Source organism: Amylibacter sp. SFDW26, assembly GCF_009184395.1.
GTDB lineage: Bacteria > Pseudomonadota > Alphaproteobacteria > Rhodobacterales > Rhodobacteraceae > Amylibacter.
The window spans coordinates 103,938-124,868 of the sequence record NZ_WEIC01000001.1 but is presented as its reverse complement, the minus strand read 5'-3'; the positions used below and the strand labels follow the sequence as shown (position 1 = coordinate 124,868).

Sequence of the window (20,931 nt, the reverse complement as noted above, 5' to 3'; positions counted from 1 at the left end):
TTTCATATTCACAATACGGGCACACCATTGGGACAATCAATGTAATACCCCCAACCACCGTTTTCTAATTTCCGAACAACCTCAGTGGATTGGCCTTCTGCAATTAAGTTGCCATCATTGTCTTCAAAACGCCAATCAGCCTGTATAACCGCGATATCACCATTGATCATTTCATTCGTGACCTTGCCTGTTAAAATCGGCCGCATTGGCACAAAATCAACAAAGACTTCACGCGCACCTCTATGACCCTCTTTTGCTGGTTCATCGCGTGGAAAACAGATTTTACACTCTGGATGAAACATCGAAATCACCCCCTCCATGTCGCCAACCTTTAAATATTCAGCGACACATTCCATAATCTGATGCGGTTCTTTTGCTATATGTTTCATAGATTGTTCCTTAGGCAAAATCAGCTGGTGAGACATCTGGTGGTGTATTATCCATATCAAACAACAACCCCCATTTTCCGTCCGCAGGTTTGCGGTACACAAGGCTAACCCGCCCTGTCAGATTGGCATCATCAGGCACACCCACCCCTTCTGGGGGCTGAAAGAAATACTTCCCCACAATCAGAGCCATAGTACCCTCTAGAAACAGTTTTTCTTCCTTGAATAAAAGCGTGCCTTCAATGGATTGAAACGCTTGTGCATACCAGCCTCTAATTTGATCAGCGCCCACCATAAGCGGAGCACCTGCATTGGCATAAACGCTTTCAGGATCATAAAGTGTGAATAAAGTATCGATGTCTTTTGCGTTAAATGCCGCCAACCATGTTTTCAGGTTTTCTCGAACACTTTGAATTTCTTGAGTTTCAGTCATATCAAATTCCAATAATGAGTATCGTTTCAATTCGATCTAGTACCTGCGCTTAATATGATCTACCCTCAACCATGATAGCTGCTAACACAGGTGTAAGTATGGCAATTGAACTCAGCCCCGTCGATGACATTGAAGAAACCAATGATTGTGCCGTAGAACTTGCAGTTATGATCATCACAGGCAAATGGAAACCAATCCTGATGTTCCATATGCTTTCAGGGGCAAAGCGGTTTTCTGAACTGCAAAAATTAGTCCCGCAAGCCTCAGACAGAATGATCACAAAAGCATTACGTGAAATGGAGCAAGATAAATTGGTCACACGCGAAGTCTTTGCCGAAGTCCCAGCACGTGTCGAATATTCCATCACCCAAGATGGCCGCAACCTTATGCCTGTTTTGAATGCTATGAGTGATTGGGCTAACTCAAGACAAAGTTAACAAAAAGCCCCCGAAATTCGGAGGCTTTGTCAGTTTTACCAAAGTGCAAACTTTATGACTGCGCCAAATTCCGCAGAACGTAATGCAACACACCACCATGCTCGATGTATTCAATCTCTACTGCCGTATCGATACGACACTTCAGTTGGATCTCTTTCATATCACCGTTGGGGTACGTGATTGTACACGGCACATTTGAAAGTGGTTCGATATCACCAGACAGTCCTGTGATCGATACAATCTCTTCCCCAGTTAGACCCAAAGACTTGCGTGTGTCGCCATCTGTGAATTCGAACGGGATCACGCCCATACCAACCAAGTTAGAACGGTGAATACGTTCAAAGCTTTCAGCGATAACTGCTTTCACACCCAACAACGCAGTGCCCTTAGCAGCCCAGTCACGCGATGACCCCGCACCGTATTGCTGACCACCGAACACAACCAATGGCGTGCCGTTTGCCTGATGTGACATAGCCGCATCATAGATAGAAGCTTGGTTGCCATCCACATCCTTCGTATAGCCGCCTTCAACGCCCGTTAGCATCTCGTTTTTGATACGAATGTTGGCGAATGTACCCCGCATCATCACTTCGTGGTTGCCACGACGAGACCCGTAAGAATTGAATTCACGCACTGGCACCTGACGCTCTGTTAAGTACTGACCAGCAGGTGTAGTCTGTTTGAAAGATCCCGCAGGTGAGATGTGGTCTGTTGTGATCATATCGCCAAGGATCGCCAATACTTTGGCGTCTTCAACGTTCGAAATCACACCAGGTTCTTTGCTCATGCCCTGAAAGTAAGGCGGGTTTTGCACATATGTCGATGCCGCAGGCCAATCGTAAGTTTGCGCTTCTGTTGTTTCAACAGCTTGCCACTTATCATCGCCCTTAAACACATCTGCATATTTCGTCTGGAACGCTTCACGCGTCACTGTTTGTTGCACCAAATCAGCAATCTCTTGCGTCGATGGCCAGATATCTTTCAGGTAAACATCGTTCCCATCTTTGTCTTGCGCGATCACATCCGTTGCAAGGTTGATATCCATCGTCCCTGCCAACGCATAAGCCACAACCAATGGCGGTGACGCCAGATAGTTCGCGCGCACATCAGGTGAAATCCGACCTTCAAAGTTACGGTTACCAGATAGAACAGACGTTGCCACCAAGTCGCCCTCAGCAATCGCTTCTGACAATTCTTTTTGAATAGGACCAGAGTTACCGATACATGTCGTACAACCATATCCCACAAGATTGAAACCAATCGCATCCAGATCTTTTTGCAAATCAGCTGCTTCAAGGTATGCAGACACAACTTGTGACCCAGGTGCCAAGGATGTTTTCACCCAAGGCTTACGATCCAATCCAAGGGCTGCCGCTTTACGTGCGACTAAACCTGCCCCAATCATCACATATGGGTTCGATGTGTTCGTACAAGATGTGATGGATGCGATAACAATGTCGCCGCTTTCTAATGCATAATCTTCGCCCTTAACGGCAACTTCTTTGCCCATTGGACGTTTGAACGTTTCTTCCATTTCACGACGGAACGCGCTTTGACCATCGGTTAGTGCCACATAATCTTGTGGGCGTTTGGGCCCAGAGATCGCAGGAACGATTGTACCCATGTCCAATGACAATGTGCTTGTGTAAATAGGTGCGTAATCTGCATCACGCCAAAAACCATTTTCTTTGGCATAGGCTTCCACCAATTGAACGCGGTCTTCGTCGCGACCCGTGTTGCGTAGGTAGCGCAGCGTTTCACCATCAATCGGGAAGAAGCCACAGGTTGCACCGTATTCTGGCGCCATGTTTGCGATTGTAGCACGGTCTGCCAATGGCAAGTTATCAAGCCCGCTTCCGTAGAACTCCACGAATTTGCCAACAACGCCTTTCGCGCGCAGAAGCTCAACAACTTTCAGCACAAGGTCAGTACCCGTTGTGCCTTCCATCATAGCACCCGTCAGTTCGAACCCAATCACTTCTGGGATCAACATAGAAATCGGTTGCCCCAGCATCGCTGCTTCGGCCTCAATACCGCCAACGCCCCAACCCAGAACGGCAACACCGTTCACCATTGTTGTGTGGCTGTCTGTGCCCACAAGCGTATCTGGGTAAGCCACTTCAACACCATTTTGGTCTGTGTCTTTCCAAACAGTTTGTGCGAGATATTCCAAATTCACTTGGTGACAAATCCCTGTTCCAGGCGGAACAACGCGGAAATTATCAAAGGCTTTTTGGCCCCATTTCAGGAATGTATAACGTTCAAGGTTACGCTCGTATTCACGGTCAACGTTCATTTGGAACGCACGTGGATTACCAAATTCGTCGATCATCACAGAGTGGTCGATCACCAAATCAACTGGGCTTAGCGGATTGATCTTTTCAGCGTCACCGCCCAAAGCAACGATACCATCGCGCATAGCCGCCAAATCAACCACGGCTGGAACGCCTGTAAAGTCTTGCATCAAAACACGCGCAGGACGGTACGCGATTTCACGTGGATTGTTACCACCGTTCGCACCCCATTGCGCAAACGCCTTAATGTCGTCTGTTGAAACGGTGCGGCCATCGTCTTCAAAACGCAGCATATTTTCCAGAACAACTTTCAGGGCTGCTGGTAATTTAGAAAAATCCCCCAAGCCTGCTTCTGTAGCAGCTGGAATGGAATAATAATCGACACTGGCATCGCCAACAGTCAAAGTTTTACGTGTTTTATTGGAATCTGTGCCTACGGTAACAGTCATATGAAACCTCCGATGGGTGGTTGAACGGGTATGTATGGGTTTTGCATTATTCTAGTGAGTCTCGCAATAGCAGGTTTGTATACAATGGTATACAATTAATAATTCTCATTATCACTTTGTACTTTCACAAATAGCAAGAAACGGTTCGAATGGCACATCACACTCATGCGATACAAGAAAAGAACACAGTACGGAGCCTATAATGCCTTTTCAAATCCACGCACTCGACCAAACCCAATTCGAACACTATTTCTCAATGTCAGAGCAAGAACTTACAAATGCAAATGCAGTTCTTGAAACCGTCACAGAAAGCCCAGGCTACCCATGCCGAGTATCTCTTGCTGATGCCAAGGTTGGCGAAACGATCTTACTGGTAAATTACAGCCATCTACCAGAAGCATCCCCCTATCAAGCCAGTCACGCAATATATGTGCGAAAAGATATCCCATCGGTAAAACTGGAGCCAGACACCATACCTGATGTGATATCATCTAGACTAATCTCAATACGCGCCTTCGATAATAATCATATGATGCAACGCGCAGACGTTGTTGATGGTAAAATCCTAAAAGGCCAGCTTGAGGAAATATTAGCAGAAGGCACCATAAGCTACATTCACCTTCACAATGCAAAACAAGGGTGCTTTGCAGCAAAAGTCACGCGTGCTGCATAACCATCGAACGCACCCCTAAACACCCATTAACCATTCCCACGCTATAACACCCATGTCGACAAACGTGGTTAACGGGTTTTCAAAGGGCGGGTAACAGCGTCAAATGCGAAAACTACCGAAATAACTGGTTAAAATAGGTGCAGGGGATAAAATCCTTGTTCGGTCATATACAACCGCACAAAGAGTGTTTCAATAAAGTCGAAACACTATAGGTGGGCCCACCTTTTATCTATATATGCGAACGCAAAACCCCGCCAGCCAGATACGGCGACGGGGCATTGGGCGTGAATTAACGCATTCTAAGTACCCCTTATGTGACTTTGTCACCGACGCCCCAGCAATAAATCTACATCCTCATCCAACATACGGTCGTTTGGGAGAACCCGTTGTGCATATCAAACAGGGGAGGTACGCTTATGAGCGCTCAAACACATTCTACATATGACGTTGCCATTGTCGGCGGCGGTGCCGCAGGCATAGCCACATCTGCCAGCCTGTTATCACGCGATCCAAGCTTAGACATCGCTATCATCGATCCAGCAAATACCCATTACTATCAACCCGGTTGGACAATGGTCGGCGGCGGTATCTTTCAGCAAAAATCAACAGCACGATCCCTACGCAGCCTTGTTTCAGAAAAAGTCACACGCATCCAAGCCACAGTAAAAGGTTTCAATCCAAAAGATGATTGTGTGGTCCTAGAAGATAAAACCAAGGTTCATTACAAACGTTTGGTTGTTTGCCCTGGATTAAAATTAGATTGGGACCGCGTAGAAGGACTGTCCGATACTCTTGGTCGAAACGGTGTCACATCAAACTACAGATATGATCTTGCCCCATATACATGGGAGCTTGTCCAGAATTTGAAGTCAGGCCGCGCAATATTCACACAACCCCCAATGCCAATTAAATGCGCCGGCGCGCCGCAAAAGGCATTGTACTTGTCTGCGGATCATTGGCACCGCTCCAAAACACTGGACAGCATCAATATCGAATTCCATAACGCGGGAGGCGTATTATTCGGCGTCGCCGATTATGTTCCTGCCCTGATGAAATACATCGATAAATATCAGGCTGACCTGAATTTCTTCAGCAATCTGGTTGGCATCGATGGCTCTACCCAAAAAGCATATTTCGATGTGGCAAAACCTGATGAAGACGTAAAACGGATCGAGGTCGAATTTGATATGATCCATGTCTGCCCGCCTCAAACCGCCCCAGACTTCATTAAGGCATCTGCATTATCCGATGCTGCGGGTTGGGTAGATGTCGATCAACAAAGCCTACGCCACAAATCATTCGAAAACATATGGTCCTTGGGTGATGTGATGAATGCACCCAATGCAAAAACCGCTGCGGCAGCACGCAAACAAGCGCCAATTGTTGCTGCTAATATGATCGCAGACATGGATAACCGTTCTGCACCAGCGGCTTATGATGGATATGGTTCCTGTCCATTAACCGTCGAAAAAGGCAAAATTGTTTTGGCTGAATTCGGATATGGCGGCAAACTACTCCCAACTTTCCCCAAAGCCTTATTGAACGGCACAAAACCAACTCGGACTGCGTGGTTTCTAAAAGCCTCATTGCTTCCAGCCATATATTGGAACGCAATGTTGCGCGGCAAGGAATGGCTGGCAAGGCCATAGGCCTCATCACACAAAGCTAACGAAACGCTCACCAAAATGATATTGGGCGTTTTATGATCAACTCACTAGAATAGAATACGCATCTTTCAAGGAATTCTAAATGCCGCGTCTTCTGCTCTCTTTTTTATGCCTCTTCACTATTACAGCTTGTGCCTCTATTGAACGCATCGCAATTCCCAAAAGCAATCTGGCTGATTCAAGCTTTCAATCCGCTGGTAAGGTCACAAAAGTGGATCACCGCGCGTGGGGGAAATTCCTAAAAGCGAATACAGTTAAAGATAATGCAGACATTGTGCGCGTGAAATACGCTGATATCTCCCCAGCCCAAAAGCAGCAATTAAAAGATTATATCAAATCTCTTTCATCTACAGATCACACAAAATTATCCAAAGATGCACAGCTGGCTTATTGGGCAAATCTGTACAACGCTCAAACAGTGGATGTAATCTTGGATAATTACCCCGTTGAATCCATTCGTAAGATCAAAGACCGCCCCTTTGACCTAGGTCCATGGGAAGACAAACGTCTGACAGTGAATGGCAAAGAGTTGAGCTTACATGATATCGAACATGGTATTGTACGACCTTTATGGAGCAATGAACCCCGTATTCATTACATCCTAAACTGTGCTGCTGCTGGTTGTCCGAACCTTGGTCAGAAAGCTTATACAGGTCAAAATATCCAACAATCATTACATGATGCGGCTATTGCTTATGTGAATGATCCACGCGGTGTCACAGTATCTGCGAATGGCCGTATCATCGCATCAAAAATCTATTCTTGGTATAAGGATGATTTTGGCGGCTCGAATGAAGCGATTTTAAATCACATCCGAAAATATGCAGATGATGATCTGAAAGCAGCTCTTAGAGGCAAGAAACGCATTGCGAAATACGAATATGATTGGTCTTTGAATGATGCGACGGCTACCCCTTAAGCAACCTTTTTACGCTTCACAGCTGCTGCTGCGCGTTGGCGGCCTTTGAGCTTTTTATAAGGCATGTTTTCCAAACCTATGTTTCTGCGATGTGGCGTCAAAGGATCCCACGCTGTTTGACCTTTGGCCTGCGGCACCGCCTTCGTAATCATCGCATCTCGCTTCGCGTTGTGCACACACATCGATAATGGTCCATCAGCGGTGGCTACCATAAAAACACAAGCCTCGCATCGGCCTTTTTCTAGTTTTTCGGCGTCCATAAAGTTATGAATGAAAAAGCTAATCCGTTGTGGCCTATACCCCCGTAATAAACCAGCGCGTAAAGCCCATGCTTTTTTCAAGCTATAGAGCAATCCCAGCCGCATAAGCTTGGGCGATGTTAAGCAAGCCTTCATTGCGCGCGGCAATACTTTTCGGTCAACAGTCCAATCCACACCTTGCTGTGCCAACTCTGCAAAGAGCTTTGTGAAAAACGGGGCATCATCATATAAAGATGTCACACTGTTCCCAGCCACCAACAGCGCCGTATACTTATTACAATCAGGATGCCCAATCATCGGCATGTCATAAGTCAACGGCGTATCTGCGCCCATTTCAATTAACTGCATGACCGATTGTTGTGTGATCAAGTCCACATCGCGTTCGCGCAAAACACCCCGCCCTGTATCCGCCTGCATTTGGAAAGAGGCAAGGTTGACGCTGTCGGCATGATCTTTGAAAAACTTAACCAATCGCGGAATGTCCGCAACATTTTGGTCAAATATTGTCGTGTTAAACAGAACCCTCAAATTCAAATTCTGGGCACGTTCAATATACTCCAATCGGATCACATCCAAATCCTTTTCCGAAGCATAGCCCTTGCGCTCTTGTGTCATATCCACATGAAACACCACATCATTCAGCCCAGCTTGCGCCAAGGCCTTCAGCATTTCACGACTAGCTTTGATACCATTGGTAAACAGTGCAGACCGCATTCCATATGATTTAATTTCGGATACAATTTCCACCAAATCAGGAATAGAGCGCAACGTCGGATCGCCACCTGTAATTTGCACATTGGTGTAATCGCCATAGTGGTCATAAATCATCTTGATACGGCGTTTTAATTCAAACATCGGCACATCTTGGACCGCCTCTGCCATGTCCGACAAATAACATAACGTACAGTCCAAGTTACACCGCTGTGTGATTTCCAATGCCACACAAGCAATCGGAAATGTTCGCCCAGCGATCTGTTCTGGCGCAAATAGGTTTTCACGCTCTAAAGCGCTGCGCAAAGGATATGCCAAATCATCAGGCTTTTGCGCCTGTGTTCCAGAGGGATGAAAGGAATGAATTTCTTGTTTGGACAAATACACTTTGGGTTCCGCAATTGGCTTTGCCAATCAACTATCAATACCATTGCATGAATAGCCATTAACATCCCATCGCGTATGGACAACATATCGTGACCTGCACAGAAAACTTTACGAAATTACTTTACGAATTTGACTCAGATCAAAGCATCACAGCTCAATCCCTTGCATACAGTAACTGTCTGGCAGTGGTGTAAATAACCCCCCCCTATTTTATCAGCATCGTCATTGCCAGACATTCATGGCATTGAAAGGATATAATAATGCTCAAAGTATCTCATCTCTTTCTCATTATAATCAGCGCACTCTTAATAAACTGCAGCCCAGCAGAGAAATACCCTATCAGTGGAGAACAATGTGGGCCCAAAGATCCTGTCCTTGATTTAGATGCTTCGGATTGTGTTATTCTGCCCGTTTGAAAGTCACTAAGCCCAATCAAACAAAAACGCGACCCTTAGAAAAATCATCCAAAGACTTGATTTCTTCGCGCATCCATTCACGAAAAATCACCACATTTGGGTCGTTTTCCATACCCAAAGGACAGACCAAACGATAGTAATGTTCTTTGTGCATAACCTCTTTAAAAGGTGCCACCAAACGTCCGCTGTTTAAATAGGTTTCGGCAAGCGATACGCGCCCTAAAACGATCCCCCCACCGTTTGCCGCATAGTTCAATGCAGAATCTGGTGACGAAAATTGCGGACCTCTGGTACTAGTGCCTTTTGTATCAGTCGCTTTGAACCATTCTGTCCAACTTTCAATACTGGATAGGATGTCCCCGCTGGTCTGTCTGATCAGCGTATGATTGCGCAAGTCATCCAAAGTATTAATGCTATAGGCCAGCTCTGGTGACATCATAGGCGTCGCCCATTCGTGAAACAACCTTTCCGAAAAATAACCCTCATCCGAAGATGGGCCAAAACGGATTGCCAAATCGATACCGTCGCGTTGAAAATTCAAAATCTTTAAACTGGCTGTAAATCGTAATTCCAAGTCAGGGTATGCTGTCACAAACTTGGACATACGTGGCGCAAGAAACCCCGCCATAAATGCAGGCCCAGCCGTTACCGTCAAATGCCCTTGATCCAAACGCCGCAATGCATTCGACCACGCGGCTTGTAGTGCCTCAAATCCTTCTTGCACACCAGGCACCAATCCTGCGCCAATATCTGTTAACTCCACACGTCTGTTCAGGCGCCTGAACACTGGCGCACCCAGATGTTCCTCTAGCGATTTGATCTGAAAACTAAGTGCTGCTGGCGTCACGTGCAATTCAGCAGCCGCTTCTGCAAAACTCATATGCCGTGCAGCCGCTTCAAAAGCGCGCAATGCAGTTAGTGGGGGTAAACGATCATTCATATTCAGTTAAGTATATCTTATCTGACGAAAAAGAAAGTCTCGTTTGTTATAATATTTTTATAGGCCTAGTTTGGGTTTAAGTTAGAAAATACTAGGAAAGGACGAAACAATGAAAAGTTATATTGATCCGAAGACAATGGATGAAGCGTTACTAAATGCGCGCACAATCCGTTCGCAGGCTTTTCACAAAGCCGTCCATGATAGCGTAGACTTTATTTCGGAATTGTTCACCTCGTATAATCCGCAGATCATCTTCCGTCGGTAATCCATTACAAGCTTTGAACAAGAGAAAGGGTCGCATCTTCCCGCGGCCCTTTTTTATATCCTTTCTCAATGGCTCTGATTGCGCTAATCAACACACATGAGTTTTTGTGTTGATAAACTATGTTGTGTACGCGGCAATACAACGATCCTATCTGATGTCAGTTTTGAATTGGCGACAGGTGATTGTTTGATTTTGCGTGGCCCAAATGGCATCGGCAAATCAACATTGCTAAACACACTTGCAGGTTTGGCACCCCAAGGTCACGGAACGTCCACCTTAGACCCAGATGATATTGCCTATTCAGGGCATTTGGATGCGATTAAGTTTCAGTTAACTGTTGCCGAGAATTTGCAATTCTGGGCAGGTGTATATGGCACCAATACTGTTGCATCCGTTATGCAAGGCTTTGGCTTAACAGAGCTTGCAAATCGCCCAGCGGGAAATTTATCTGCAGGTCAAAAACGCCGCGTTGGTTTGGCACGTCTTTTGGTGTCTGATCGCAAAGTTTGGTTGATGGATGAACCAACGACCTCTTTGGATGCCGATCATACTGCGTTAATCACAAAAATGATCGATGATCACTGTCAATCAGGTGGCATTGCTGTTTTATCCACGCATATTGATTTGGATATTAAGAACGCGCAAACACTGGAACTCTCGCAATTCAAACCAGAACAAGCCCGAAACAATGATGTCTTTTTAGAAGGATCATTCTAAATGTTGGCCTTATTCTTACGTGACCTAAAGCTAGCGATCCGCACAGGCGGTGGTTTTGGCCTTGCCTTGGCATTCTTTTTGATTGTCGTGATGTTCGTCCCCTTTGGTGTGGGATCAGACCTGACACTGCTTGCACGTATAGCCCCAGGTATTTTGTGGATAGGCGCCCTATTGGCTTGCCTTTTGTCCCTTGATCGCATTTTCCAATTGGATGCCGAAGATGGTACATTGAATGTACTCGCAACCTCACCCATTCCACTGTCTGGTGTCACAGTCGCCAAATCCATGGCACATTGGGTAACAACAGGCTTACCCCTAACAATCGCAGCTATTCCATTGGGATATCTGTTAAACTTACCAAGCATTGCTTATGCATGGCTGTTTGTAAGCTTGTTCATTGGCACACCTGCATTGTCTTTTATCGGCGCTTTTGGCGCAGCCATCACAGTTGGCATAAAACGCGGTGGATTGCTGTTATCCCTGCTCGTATTGCCCCTTTATATTCCAACCCTAATCTTTGGGGCTGTGACGGTCATCAAAGCAGTTGAGGGATCGAACCCAATGCCAAGCCTTATGTTCCTTGCAGGGTTAACACTTTTAAGCGTGGTCATAATGCCTTTTGCCAGCGCCTTAGCGTTAAAGGCCAACCTGAGTTAACACCACTGTGACAAAGCACCCGTTGCCCTGTCGCAAAAATAGGATAAATAAAGATTATGTCACTTTGGGAATACGCAAATCCGGTTAAATTCATGGGGCTCTCAAGCCGTTTGATACCAACCCTTTCTGTCCTTACAATCTTGTGTTTGGTCACAGGTATTGTGTGGGGTTTTTTCGGCACGCCTGATGATTACAAACAAGGTTCTACCGTTAAGATCATATTCCTACACGTGCCCAGCGCATTGATGGCAATAAACGCATGGATGATGATGTTGGTTGCCTCTTTGGTATGGTTGATACGTCGTCATCATGTGTCTGCATTGGCAGCAAAAGCCGCCGCACCTATTGGCATAACGATGACATTAATCGCTTTGGGCACAGGTGCCATTTGGGGCAAGCCGATGTGGGGCACTTATTGGGCATGGGATCCACGCCTGACCAGCTTTATGATCCTCTTTGTCTTTTACCTTGGTTACATGGCATTATGGAGTGCTATCGAGGACAGCGATACCGCCGCAGACCTGACATCTATTTTATGTATGATCGGATCAGTATTTGCGTTGCTATCACGCTATGCCGTGAACTTTTGGAACCAAGGATTGCATCAAGGCGCGTCATTGTCTTTGGACAAAGAGCAACACGTTGATGACACGTTTTATTACCCGCTACTGTTTTGTATCGCTGGGTTTGTATTGTTGTTTGTGCTTTTGGTTTTGATCCGCACCCGCACAGAAATCCGCCTGCGCCGCGCAGCCGCTTTAGCCGCAAGGAATGTATAATGCCTGATCTTGGAAAATACGCTGATACCGTTATTTTGGCCTATATTGTTTCGTTTGTTTTCTTGATCGGTCTTGTGGGCCTGACATGGTTACAAAGCCGCCGCGCCAAACGTATTCTAGCAACCGAGGAAACCCGCAATGGCAAGTAAGATATCCCCTTGGGTCGCAGCACCCCCCCTGATATTTCTAGCAATCGCCGCTTTATTTGCATTCGGCTTGAAACGCGAAGATGCTGACAATCTGCCCAGCACAATGATTGGTCGTGATGTACCTGCCTTAACCACAACAAATCTAGGCAGCTATCCAGAATTGAATGCAGGTGATCTGCAAGAAAAAAACATAAAGCTGGTGAACTTTTGGGCAAGCTGGTGCGGGCCATGTCGTGTGGAACACCCAACCCTGCAAGGCTTGGCTGATGAAGGTATCATCATCCACGGCATCAATTATAAAGATCAAACTATCAGTGCAGAAGCTTTTTTAAAAGAACTTGGCAACCCATATACTAAAGTCGCCAAAGATGAGGGCCGCACAGGATTGGATTGGGGATTGTACGGTGTGCCTGAAACATTTGTCATTGATGAAAATGGCAAAGTGTTGTTACGCCATGCTGGGCCAGTAACTCAACGGGTTTTGGATGAAACAATCAGGCCTCTTTTAAACGCACAATAGATTTGCCAGCTTTAATAATAATCTCATAGGCAGTATTACTTACATTGCATTTTTTTACGCATCTTAGCTTGTAAATATAATATTCCACTATAAATCCCCCTCATAGTTAACGAATAGTACAGAGTAATATGGACCAAGATACAAAAGAAGATGTTGTGCTTGAAGAAACCAGCATTCAAGGCTCGATGCCAACATCAAAAAGCCCTAGTTTTTTAACGTCAGCCCTTTCCTACATTCAAGATAATTATATTCCTTCAATGTCGGAAGAATCCGTAGACAACAAACAAGATTAAGTCATACCTGTCTCAAAAAAATGAGACAGGTATGAATAGTATTGCTTTACTGACGAATACCTTCAACTTGGATAGTCAGCTTAATCGGTGCATCGCCAATTAATCCATCCATACCAAAGTCAGCCAACTGAATTGTTGTATGCCCAGTGAAACCCGCGCGGTAGCCGCCCCATGGATCTTTGCCTTCGCCAAGAAAGACTGTGTGTAGGTCGACAGATTTCGTCTCTCCACGAATGGTCAAATCACCCGTCAAAGTTGCTGTCTTATCATCAATCATTGTAATGCCAGTGCTTACAAACGTCGCTGTAGGATTAGAAGCAACATCAAACAATTTATCGCCACGCAAATGGTTGTCGCGCTCACCATGGTTTGAGTTTACAGAGTCCATATCGATTTCGACAGAGACTGAACCCTCTTCTGGTTTTTCTGCGTCATATTCAAAAGTGCCTTCGAATTTATCAAAGCGACCCGTTAGAACAGAATAGCCCAAGTGGCTGGCTTCGAAATTGATGGATGCGTGTGCACCTTCTACGTCGATTTGGTAACTTGCCGCATATGCTGATGTGCCAAGTGTCAAAGCCAAAGCGGCTGTCATAAGTGTTTTCTTAAACATGAGGGGAGTTCCTTGTTGTTAGTTACGTTTGATCTTTCAACATGCGTTTCAGCACATTGTCTTTTTTAATAAAGTGGTGCCAAAGGGCGGCGCCTGCATGAAGTGCGGCCAATGCGATTGTCAGATAAGCCAGTATCCAGTGCAATTTGCCTGCTAGTTTTTCCATACCTTTCTGAGTGTAGACTGAGGGCACATCAAAAAGTCCAAAAACAGAAATTGATCGGCCATCAAGTGTCGAAATAAAATAGCCAACAATCATGACAGTCAAAAGCAAAGCATAAAAACCCCAATGTAAAAGAGATGAGCCTTTATGTTCTAGCGGGGTTAAGTCAGACGTATCAGGTGCTTTATTGAACAATTTCCAGACAAATCGGAAAAGCAATAGTGCCAATAGAACCAAGCCAATACTGCGGTGCAGATCAGGTGCGGATTTATAATACGGGCTGACATAGGTCAGCGTCATCATCCAATAGCCCAGCGCAAACATACCAAAGATAGCCAATGCCATGCCCCAATGGAGCACACGAGCCACAAGGCCATATCCATTTTTTGTATTGCGATAATTCATATCTACGTGTCCTTACTTTAGGGCAGCGTAAGATATCTGAAATCAGAATGAAACTCACAATGAGGTCATAAAAACGCACATGAGTTGTAACATTTCGAGACAAGCAAAATCGTCAGATGGGCGGCATTTTTACCGCCCAGCCTTTGGGTATTACAGTGCTGCGTGGACTGCCAAAGTCGCTTTTACAGCTTTTGCTGCTTCTGCACCTTTTTTCACGAAATGATCAGTGAAGAACTTGATCAGATCAGGTGTCTCTTGGAAATTATGCGGTGTCAGTGAAACGGAAAATACAGGTACACCTGTATCCATCTGCGCTTGCATCAAACCGTCAACAACTGCTGTAGATACAAACTCGTGGTGGTATATGCCACCGTTCACAACGAATGCTGCTGCAACCACAGCATCATATTTGCCGCTTTCAGCCAGTTTCTTTGCCAAAAGAGGCATCTCGAATGCACCTGGTACATCGAATGGGTCTACTTGTGCGTCGCCGATTTCACTTTTGAAACCCGCCAATGATTGGTCCACAATATTTGCGTGCCATTGTGCCTTGATAAAGGCGATTTTGGGTGTTGTCATAGCTCTAGTCCTTTCTTCCATAACAAGACCCAGAGCGTCAGGAGTACGGATTGCGAAAGCCGCCCATACATCCATTCTCTACCATCCAGACTGTAACTGTCGGCCCCCGAATTTCACGGGTGTCTGCTGACCCTTAACAAGTAAGGCGCTCGCGGGCTATAACCGCCGGTGGGGAATTACACCCCGCCCTGAGAATATGTTTAGTCTACGAGATTCTTTTCCGATGTGAAAGATGAAACACGACTGGAACTTGCAAAATAAAGACGCTAATTGGGAGTATGACCCAACGTATGACCATTACCCGCCCCGACGATTGGCACCTGCACCTGCGCGATGGCGCAATGCTGAAAGCCGTTTTGCCTGAAACTGCCCGCGATTTTGCCCGGGCTATTATCATGCCGAATTTAGTGCCGCCAGTGGTGACGGCTGTTGACGCCGCAGCGTACCGTGAACGGATTCTGGCAGCGTTGCCAGATGGATCTGACTTTAAACCGTTGATGACATTGTATCTGACAGACGACACTGATCCTGCTGATGTGGCGGCTGCGCATGCAGATGGATTGATTACGTCTGTTAAACTATACCCTGCGGGGGCGACAACAAATTCATCCTCTGGTGTGACCAATATTGATAAGGTCATGCCTGTTTTGGAGAAAATGGCTGCGATTGGATGCCCTATGAATGTGCATGGTGAAGTAACGACGCCAGAGGTTGATATCTTTGACCGCGAAGCCGTGTTCATTGATACAGTTCTTGATCCGTTACGCCGCCGTTTACCAGAGTTGAAAGTCATATCAGAGCACATCACTACGAAAAATGGCGTGGATTATGTGGCCTCTGCAGGTGATAACTTGGCGGCAACGATTACGACGCATCATCTGATCATCAATCGCAACCACATGTTGGTGGGCGGAATTAAACCGCATTACTATTGCTTGCCTGTGGCAAAACGCGAAGAGCATCGTTTGGCATTGCGTAAAGCAGCAACAAGCGGTGATAAAAGCTTTTTCTTGGGTACGGATAGCGCACCGCACATTGATCCAAATAAGGAAAGCTCTTGTGGCTGTGCGGGTGTGTTTTCCGCCACAAACACAATGGCCTGTTTGGCGCATGTGTTTGAAGAAGAAGGTGCGTTGGATAAGTTAGAAGGTTTTGCCTCTTTACATGGCCCTGCTTATTACGGTTTGGCACCGAATGAAGCCAAGATTGAATTGGTGAAATCAGCGATCCCTGTGGATTACCCAGCGCATATTGAAACAGGCGAAGGCCCTGTGACGGTGTTTAACCCTGGGTATGATTTACATTGGCGGGTTGTTTAATCTTTTGCGCTCCGCGCGGGGATATTTAAGCCATAAAGAAACATGCAAGGTGCGCGGGTTTCCACGCACCTTTTTTGATTTCACATCTCAGCCAGAATTTCATCGATGATTTTATAACCACCACCCCAGCCGTTATCCATGCCTGACATCATAGAAGCAAAGCAGGTGATTTCAGCCTCGGTTGCATCAATTGGCACCTGTGTCAGACGTACGTTTGTTTTATCACCAGCATCTTCGAATGTGACTGTTGTCAGCAAAACGCGTGGCCAATCGGGCATCATTGGGTTGCTGGCGACATTCCATTCCGCATCTGTAGATGAATGGTACCAAACAAGTTTTTCTTCTGGCACAACCTCTTGGAACAGCATTTTACTGCGATCCGACTTGTCGCCCCATTTCATTTCATTCAGCCATGCACCACCCGGTTTCAGATCGTAACCGTGGATAATTGTTTCAATGCCTGGGCCGTACCAACGTTGTAATAGCTCTGGATCTGTCCATGCTTTCCATACCATTTCGCGCGGCGCATCGAAAACACGATCTAAGATGTATTCAGGTATATCGGTCATTCTGTATCTTTCTTTTGTGATAATTTCATTTGTGTCAAAACGTCATCAAGTTGGTTAAAACTTACCTCCCAAAACTGTTTGAATTCTTCGAGCCAATCGACAGCTGCAGCCATATTATCAGCCTTTAATCTGGCAGGGCGGCGCTGCTCTTCGACATCGCGTTCTACTAATCCGGCGCGTTCCAGTACTTTGAGGTGTTTGGAAATCGCGGGTTGGCTCATTTCAAACGGTTCTGCGATTTCATTTACTGAGGCTTGCCCATCCACAAGGCGTGATAGGATGGCACGTCTTGTTGGGTCTGCAAGTGCTGCAAAAACCGCGTCAAGGTTGGGTTCTGTGCTTATATGGTGTGCTTCATTCATAACCATATGGTTATATAATGGTCGGAAATTGTCAAGCGCATGCAATTATTACTTCATTTTATGGCTTAAAGAAAAAACCCGATTGCAAAAGCAATCGGGTAAGTCTCACTTAATACGGTCTAGACCTTGGAGGGACCAAAAACCGTGAGGCAGTGATAAAGCGCAAATTCAAATACTTGATAAGCCATCGCCTGAATGATCACTTATCTACGCCCCAATACAGGAACTCGAATCGTTGCCTTACGCCCCCTATTTAGCATAGATTGTAGCCATGGCAAACTTATCCACTGCATATTGTGGGTACTTCTAGACGCTGGGGCGTTGAAAATGCTTGTAAAATTGGGATTCCGGCATTTAAAAAAAGCACGTGTCGAAATGTTATCCCAAAAGCGTCCACAGGATATTAACAGGATTTCCAGATTGCGAGAATCCTATTCTTTAACGTATAACCGTCCGATACAGGGAACAGGGTGACAATGAACACGATAACGGCATTTCAGGGCGGCGCGGAAAACGAACAGGCAGAAGAAGCTCAAGCTCTTCCGCATAATATCGAAGCAGAACAGGCTTTGTTGGGCGCTTTGCTGGTCAACAATGATGTTTACGACCGTGTGGCAGCTATTATCAATGATACGCATTTCTATGACCCCGTGCACGGGCGTATTTTTGAAATCGCATCCCAGCGCATTCAGAAAAATGCATTGGCATCGCCTGTAACGCTTAAGGCGTTTATGGAAGATGATGAGGGATTGGCTGAATTGGGCGGCCCTGCGTATTTGGCGCGTTTGGCGGGGGCCTCTGTATCCGTATTTGCTGCGCGTGATTATGCGCAGATGATATATGATCTGGCAATCCGCCGCGACTTGATGGCGATTGGCGAAGAGATCAGCGACAAAGCACGCCGTATGGAAGTGAGCAATGAACCTACCGAGCAGATTGTTGAGGCAGAACAACGGCTGTACGCACTGTCTGAGCAAGGGTCCGTTGATACAGGGTTTCAAAGTTTTCTAAGTGCTGTGACAGAAGCGGTGAATGTGGCAAATGCTGCGTACCAACGTGATGGCGGTATGGCAGGAACCTCAACGGGCCTAATTGACATGGATAAAAAGTTGGGTGGTTTACACCGATCCGACCTTTTGATCCTAGCGGGTCGTCCATCGATGGGTAAGACATCGCTTGCGACCAACATCGCCTATAATATTGCCAAAGCGTATAAGAAGGGCAAATTGCCTGATGGCTCTGATGGCGCCGTTCAAGGTGGCGTAGTTGGCTTCTATTCATTGGAGATGTCTGCGGAACAATTGGCCTCACGTATTTTATCCGAAGCCGCTGAGATTGAATCGCACCGTATCCGGTCAGGCGACATGCAAGAAGATGAATTCCGCCGTTTGGTGGAGGCTGCCAAAACGTTGGAAAGCTGCCCTCTTTATATTGATGACACGGCTGCCCTACCCATCAGTCAGCTGGCTGCACGTGCGCGTCGTTTAAAACGAACCCATGGTTTGGATGTGTTGATCATCGACTATTTGCAGTTGGTCCGCCCAGCATCGGCCAAGGACAGTCGTGTGAATGAGGTTTCTGAGATCACACAAGGTTTGAAAGCGATTGCGAAGGAATTGGATATCCCAGTGATTGCACTGTCCCAGCTTTCGCGCCAAGTTGAAAACCGTGATGATAAACGCCCGCAATTGTCAGACTTGCGTGAATCCGGTTCGATTGAGCAGGATGCGGATATTGTTATGTTTGTGTACCGTGGTGAATATTATAAAGAACGTGAAAAACCTGCGGATCATGAAGCGGATAAAATGATGACATGGCAGGCCGAGATGGAAGAATTGCACGGTAAGGCCGAAGTGATCATTGGCAAGCAACGTCACGGTCCGATTGGGTCAGTTCAATTGGCGTTCGAAGGTCGTTATACGCGCTTTGCCGATTTGGCACCATCACGCTATGGCAACATCCCTGACGACGAGTACTAAGCTGGGGGCAAAATGAAACGCAGGCATTTTTTAGAAACGCTTGTATGGCGCGAACTGGTTTTTCAGTAACAGAGGATTGCCGATATTGCTAAAAAAGCCTTACAGAACGTTTATCCTAATCGCGAAGTTATCACACTAAATGTGGATGCTTTAGGTGAATTGGGCGGTGGTATTCATTGTGCGACCCAACAACAGCCGAAACTATAAACTTTGTATTTTGTGCGCTCTGATTTAGTTTGTTGGTGCAAGAATGCTACTGAAGTATGATCACAAATATAATACCTACTGATCTTAATTCCACCGTAAAGAATTGGCAGATTTTGAATAAAAGCTGGATACACAGTTCTTATGCAAGATCATTATCTGTAGCTGCACGTATCAGCAAATCCCTTGCGTCGCGAATATGGGTTTCAATCAGGGCACAACATGTTTCTCGATCACGACCCTCAAACGCCTTTACTATTTGTCCATGTTGGTCCAGCCAATGATCGGTATTTTCACATAGATCCCCATATTGTTTAATATGGATATGGCAGAGTTGACGTAGTTCATGGATGATCCGAACATGATGTGGTTTATTCGCTGGCGCATATAAAGCTTTATGAAAATTCCAATCGCTTTTTGCCCAACCAGATCTATTGGCCTCAATATTTGAGAGTTGTAAATGATATGTTATGTCTTCCATTTGCGTAGATGATGCTTGGCCTACAGCCTCAGCTATACATAGAGTTTCAAGAGTAATACGCAAATCATAGATTTCTGTTAACTCTTCGATTGATAGCTGAACAACGCGCGCACCATTATTTGGCGTTGTCACCACCAATTTTTCAACCGCTAATATGGCAAGTGCATCTCTGACAGGAATACGGCTGACATCAAACCGTTTTGCAATCTGTGACTGCAACAAAACTGCCCCAGGCGGAATAAACCCACTTAGTATTTCCTGACGCAGACCTTCAAGCACACTATTCGAAAGCATTTTTTCCCCTTGAATACTGAAAGAATACATGATGTATACATGTATACACAAAAAGAGGGAAAGACAATGAATAATGCACACTCATATACGTCTCTCGTGCGTTGGACTGGAAATACAGGTACAGGTACAAAAACATATCATGGATATGAGCGCACATGGGATGTAGCCGTGCCTGGCAAAAAAATTATCAATTGCTCAAATGATCCATTACTAGGTGGAGATTCTGCGAAGATGAACCCAGAAGACTTGATGCTCAGCGCGTTATCTTCTTGTCACATGCTATGGTATTTACATTTAGCAAGCTCAGCGAAGATCACTGTTCTATCTTACCAAGATACTCCGGTTGGCACAGGAGAGGTTATGCCCGACGGTTCCGGACGGTTTTTAAAAGCAGTACTGAAGCCTGTGATTACAGTGGAAACTGGCAATGATTTGCAAAAAGCCCATGCCATTCACGGTGATATTCATCAATATTGCTTCATTGCCCGTTCCGTGAATTTTCCTGTCACATATGAACCTGTCATAACCGAAGCTTAATATAGAGGCCAATCCACAGTACACGAACCAAGAACAGCCGAAACTATAGGCCTTGTGACTTGACGCGCCCCCCC

24 protein-coding genes, 1 pseudogene and 1 riboswitch are annotated in these 20,931 nt (G+C 45.9%); of the genes and pseudogenes, 14 read left to right on the top strand and 11 right to left on the bottom strand.

Annotation, left to right across the window (positions count from 1 at the left end; translation table 11 throughout):
- Positions 1–8: 8 nt before the first annotated feature.
- Positions 9–389 (bottom strand): DUF4440 domain-containing protein, encoded by a 381-nt coding sequence (locus tag F9L33_RS00665; protein WP_152140814.1) that lies wholly within the window; start codon positions 387–389, stop codon positions 9–11.
- A gap of 10 nt (positions 390–399) precedes the next feature.
- Positions 400–819, bottom strand: a complete 420-nt coding sequence (locus tag F9L33_RS00660; RefSeq protein WP_152140813.1) for a nuclear transport factor 2 family protein — start codon at positions 817–819, stop codon at positions 400–402.
- 98 nt (positions 820–917) lie between these two features.
- On the opposite strand from F9L33_RS00660, the gene F9L33_RS00655 reads away from it, so the two are divergent.
- A complete protein-coding gene (locus F9L33_RS00655) occupies positions 918–1,256 on the top strand; it encodes a helix-turn-helix domain-containing protein (RefSeq protein ID WP_152140812.1) in 339 nt (112 codons plus the stop codon).
- 52 nt (positions 1,257–1,308) lie between these two features.
- On the opposite strand, the gene acnA is transcribed toward F9L33_RS00655, so the two are convergent.
- The gene (acnA, locus tag F9L33_RS00650; RefSeq protein ID WP_152140811.1) at positions 1,309–3,999 is read right to left on the bottom strand and encodes an aconitate hydratase AcnA; all 2,691 of its coding nucleotides are present in this window, start codon (positions 3,997–3,999) and stop codon (positions 1,309–1,311) included.
- A 202-nt stretch (positions 4,000–4,201) separates the two neighbouring features.
- On the opposite strand from acnA, the gene F9L33_RS00645 reads away from it, so the two are divergent.
- The 3 genes and pseudogenes from F9L33_RS00645 to F9L33_RS00635 all read left to right on the top strand — a co-directional run bounded on the left by F9L33_RS00645 (position 4,202) and on the right by F9L33_RS00635 (position 7,258).
- A complete protein-coding gene (locus F9L33_RS00645; protein WP_152140810.1) occupies positions 4,202–4,672 on the top strand; it encodes a DUF1203 domain-containing protein in 471 nt (156 codons plus the stop codon).
- 404 nt (positions 4,673–5,076) lie between these two features.
- Positions 5,077–6,321, top strand: a pseudogene (locus tag F9L33_RS00640) (FAD-dependent oxidoreductase); the annotation flags it as partial.
- 100 nt (positions 6,322–6,421) lie between these two features.
- On the top strand, positions 6,422–7,258 hold the full coding sequence (locus F9L33_RS00635) for a DUF547 domain-containing protein (protein WP_152140808.1): 837 nt from the start codon (positions 6,422–6,424) through the stop codon (positions 7,256–7,258).
- Here the strand turns inward: F9L33_RS00635 and F9L33_RS00630 are convergent.
- Both F9L33_RS00630 and gcvA read right to left on the bottom strand, forming a co-directional pair.
- Positions 7,255–8,643 carry a radical SAM protein gene (locus F9L33_RS00630; RefSeq protein WP_152140807.1) on the bottom strand — a complete coding sequence of 463 codons (1,389 nt, stop codon included), beginning with the start codon at positions 8,641–8,643 and terminating at the stop codon, positions 7,255–7,257. The two genes, F9L33_RS00635 and F9L33_RS00630, sit on opposite strands and share 4 nt — an antisense overlap.
- Positions 8,644–9,048: 405 nt before the next feature.
- Complete coding sequence (gcvA, locus tag F9L33_RS00625; RefSeq protein ID WP_152140806.1) at positions 9,049–9,972, bottom strand: transcriptional regulator GcvA; 924 nt, start codon at positions 9,970–9,972, stop codon at positions 9,049–9,051.
- A 361-nt stretch (positions 9,973–10,333) separates the two neighbouring features.
- Between gcvA and ccmA the strand changes: the two genes are divergently transcribed.
- The 6 genes from ccmA to F9L33_RS15670 all read left to right on the top strand — a co-directional run bounded on the left by ccmA (position 10,334) and on the right by F9L33_RS15670 (position 13,352).
- On the top strand, positions 10,334–10,954 hold the full coding sequence (gene ccmA / locus F9L33_RS00620; protein WP_152140805.1) for a heme ABC exporter ATP-binding protein CcmA: 621 nt from the start codon (positions 10,334–10,336) through the stop codon (positions 10,952–10,954).
- Complete coding sequence (ccmB, locus tag F9L33_RS00615; RefSeq protein ID WP_152140804.1) at positions 10,955–11,611, top strand: heme exporter protein CcmB; 657 nt, start codon at positions 10,955–10,957, stop codon at positions 11,609–11,611. It begins immediately after the preceding gene.
- Positions 11,612–11,667: 56 nt separating this feature from the next.
- A complete protein-coding gene (locus F9L33_RS00610; RefSeq protein WP_152140803.1) occupies positions 11,668–12,390 on the top strand; it encodes a heme ABC transporter permease in 723 nt (240 codons plus the stop codon).
- On the top strand, positions 12,390–12,539 hold the full coding sequence (gene ccmD, locus F9L33_RS00605) for a heme exporter protein CcmD (RefSeq protein ID WP_152140802.1): 150 nt from the start codon (positions 12,390–12,392) through the stop codon (positions 12,537–12,539). The genes F9L33_RS00610 and ccmD overlap by 1 nt, the downstream gene beginning before the upstream one ends.
- Positions 12,529–13,059, top strand: a complete 531-nt coding sequence (locus tag F9L33_RS00600) for a DsbE family thiol:disulfide interchange protein (RefSeq protein ID WP_152140801.1) — start codon at positions 12,529–12,531, stop codon at positions 13,057–13,059. The genes ccmD and F9L33_RS00600 overlap by 11 nt, the downstream gene beginning before the upstream one ends.
- A 128-nt stretch (positions 13,060–13,187) precedes the next feature.
- Complete coding sequence (locus F9L33_RS15670) at positions 13,188–13,352, top strand: hypothetical protein (RefSeq protein WP_193221924.1); 165 nt, start codon at positions 13,188–13,190, stop codon at positions 13,350–13,352.
- Positions 13,353–13,398: 46 nt separating this feature from the next.
- On the opposite strand, the gene F9L33_RS00595 is transcribed toward F9L33_RS15670, so the two are convergent.
- From F9L33_RS00595 to F9L33_RS00585, 3 genes are all read right to left on the bottom strand, one after another.
- Entirely contained in the window at positions 13,399–13,965 is a 567-nt protein-coding gene (locus tag F9L33_RS00595) for a YceI family protein (RefSeq protein WP_152140800.1), read from the bottom strand.
- Positions 13,966–13,987: 22 nt separating this feature from the next.
- On the bottom strand, positions 13,988–14,533 hold the full coding sequence (locus F9L33_RS00590; protein WP_152140799.1) for a cytochrome b: 546 nt from the start codon (positions 14,531–14,533) through the stop codon (positions 13,988–13,990).
- 150 nt (positions 14,534–14,683) lie between these two features.
- Positions 14,684–15,133, bottom strand: a complete 450-nt coding sequence (locus tag F9L33_RS00585) for a 6,7-dimethyl-8-ribityllumazine synthase (protein ID WP_152141860.1) — start codon at positions 15,131–15,133, stop codon at positions 14,684–14,686.
- A 48-nt stretch (positions 15,134–15,181) separates the two neighbouring features.
- A riboswitch (FMN riboswitch) is annotated at positions 15,182–15,312 on the bottom strand.
- Between the two features lie 78 nt (positions 15,313–15,390).
- On the opposite strand from F9L33_RS00585, the gene pyrC reads away from it, so the two are divergent.
- The gene (gene pyrC, locus F9L33_RS00580) at positions 15,391–16,431 is read left to right on the top strand and encodes a dihydroorotase (RefSeq protein ID WP_152140798.1); all 1,041 of its coding nucleotides are present in this window, start codon (positions 15,391–15,393) and stop codon (positions 16,429–16,431) included.
- Between the two features lie 80 nt (positions 16,432–16,511).
- On the opposite strand, the gene F9L33_RS00575 is transcribed toward pyrC, so the two are convergent.
- The gene (locus F9L33_RS00575) at positions 16,512–17,000 is read right to left on the bottom strand and encodes an SRPBCC domain-containing protein (protein WP_152140797.1); all 489 of its coding nucleotides are present in this window, start codon (positions 16,998–17,000) and stop codon (positions 16,512–16,514) included.
- Positions 16,997–17,362, bottom strand: coding sequence for a helix-turn-helix transcriptional regulator (locus F9L33_RS00570; protein WP_152140796.1), 366 nt, complete (start codon positions 17,360–17,362; stop codon positions 16,997–16,999). Before F9L33_RS00570 ends, F9L33_RS00575 begins: the two co-directional genes overlap by 4 nt.
- 476 nt (positions 17,363–17,838) lie before the next feature.
- On the opposite strand from F9L33_RS00570, the gene F9L33_RS00565 reads away from it, so the two are divergent.
- Complete coding sequence (locus F9L33_RS00565) at positions 17,839–19,341, top strand: replicative DNA helicase (RefSeq protein ID WP_152140795.1); 1,503 nt, start codon at positions 17,839–17,841, stop codon at positions 19,339–19,341.
- Between the two features lie 75 nt (positions 19,342–19,416).
- Positions 19,417–19,548, top strand: a complete 132-nt coding sequence (locus F9L33_RS00560) for an agmatine deiminase family protein (protein ID WP_152141859.1) — start codon at positions 19,417–19,419, stop codon at positions 19,546–19,548.
- 139 nt (positions 19,549–19,687) lie between these two features.
- Here the strand turns inward: F9L33_RS00560 and F9L33_RS00555 are convergent, their stop codons facing one another.
- Positions 19,688–20,320 carry a GntR family transcriptional regulator gene (locus F9L33_RS00555; RefSeq protein ID WP_193221923.1) on the bottom strand — a complete coding sequence of 211 codons (633 nt, stop codon included), beginning with the start codon at positions 20,318–20,320 and terminating at the stop codon, positions 19,688–19,690.
- A 66-nt stretch (positions 20,321–20,386) separates the two neighbouring features.
- Here F9L33_RS00555 and F9L33_RS00550 point away from each other — a divergent pair, with 66 nt between their 5' ends.
- A complete protein-coding gene (locus F9L33_RS00550; protein ID WP_152140793.1) occupies positions 20,387–20,857 on the top strand; it encodes an OsmC family protein in 471 nt (156 codons plus the stop codon).
- The last annotated feature ends 74 nt before the right edge of the window (positions 20,858–20,931 follow it).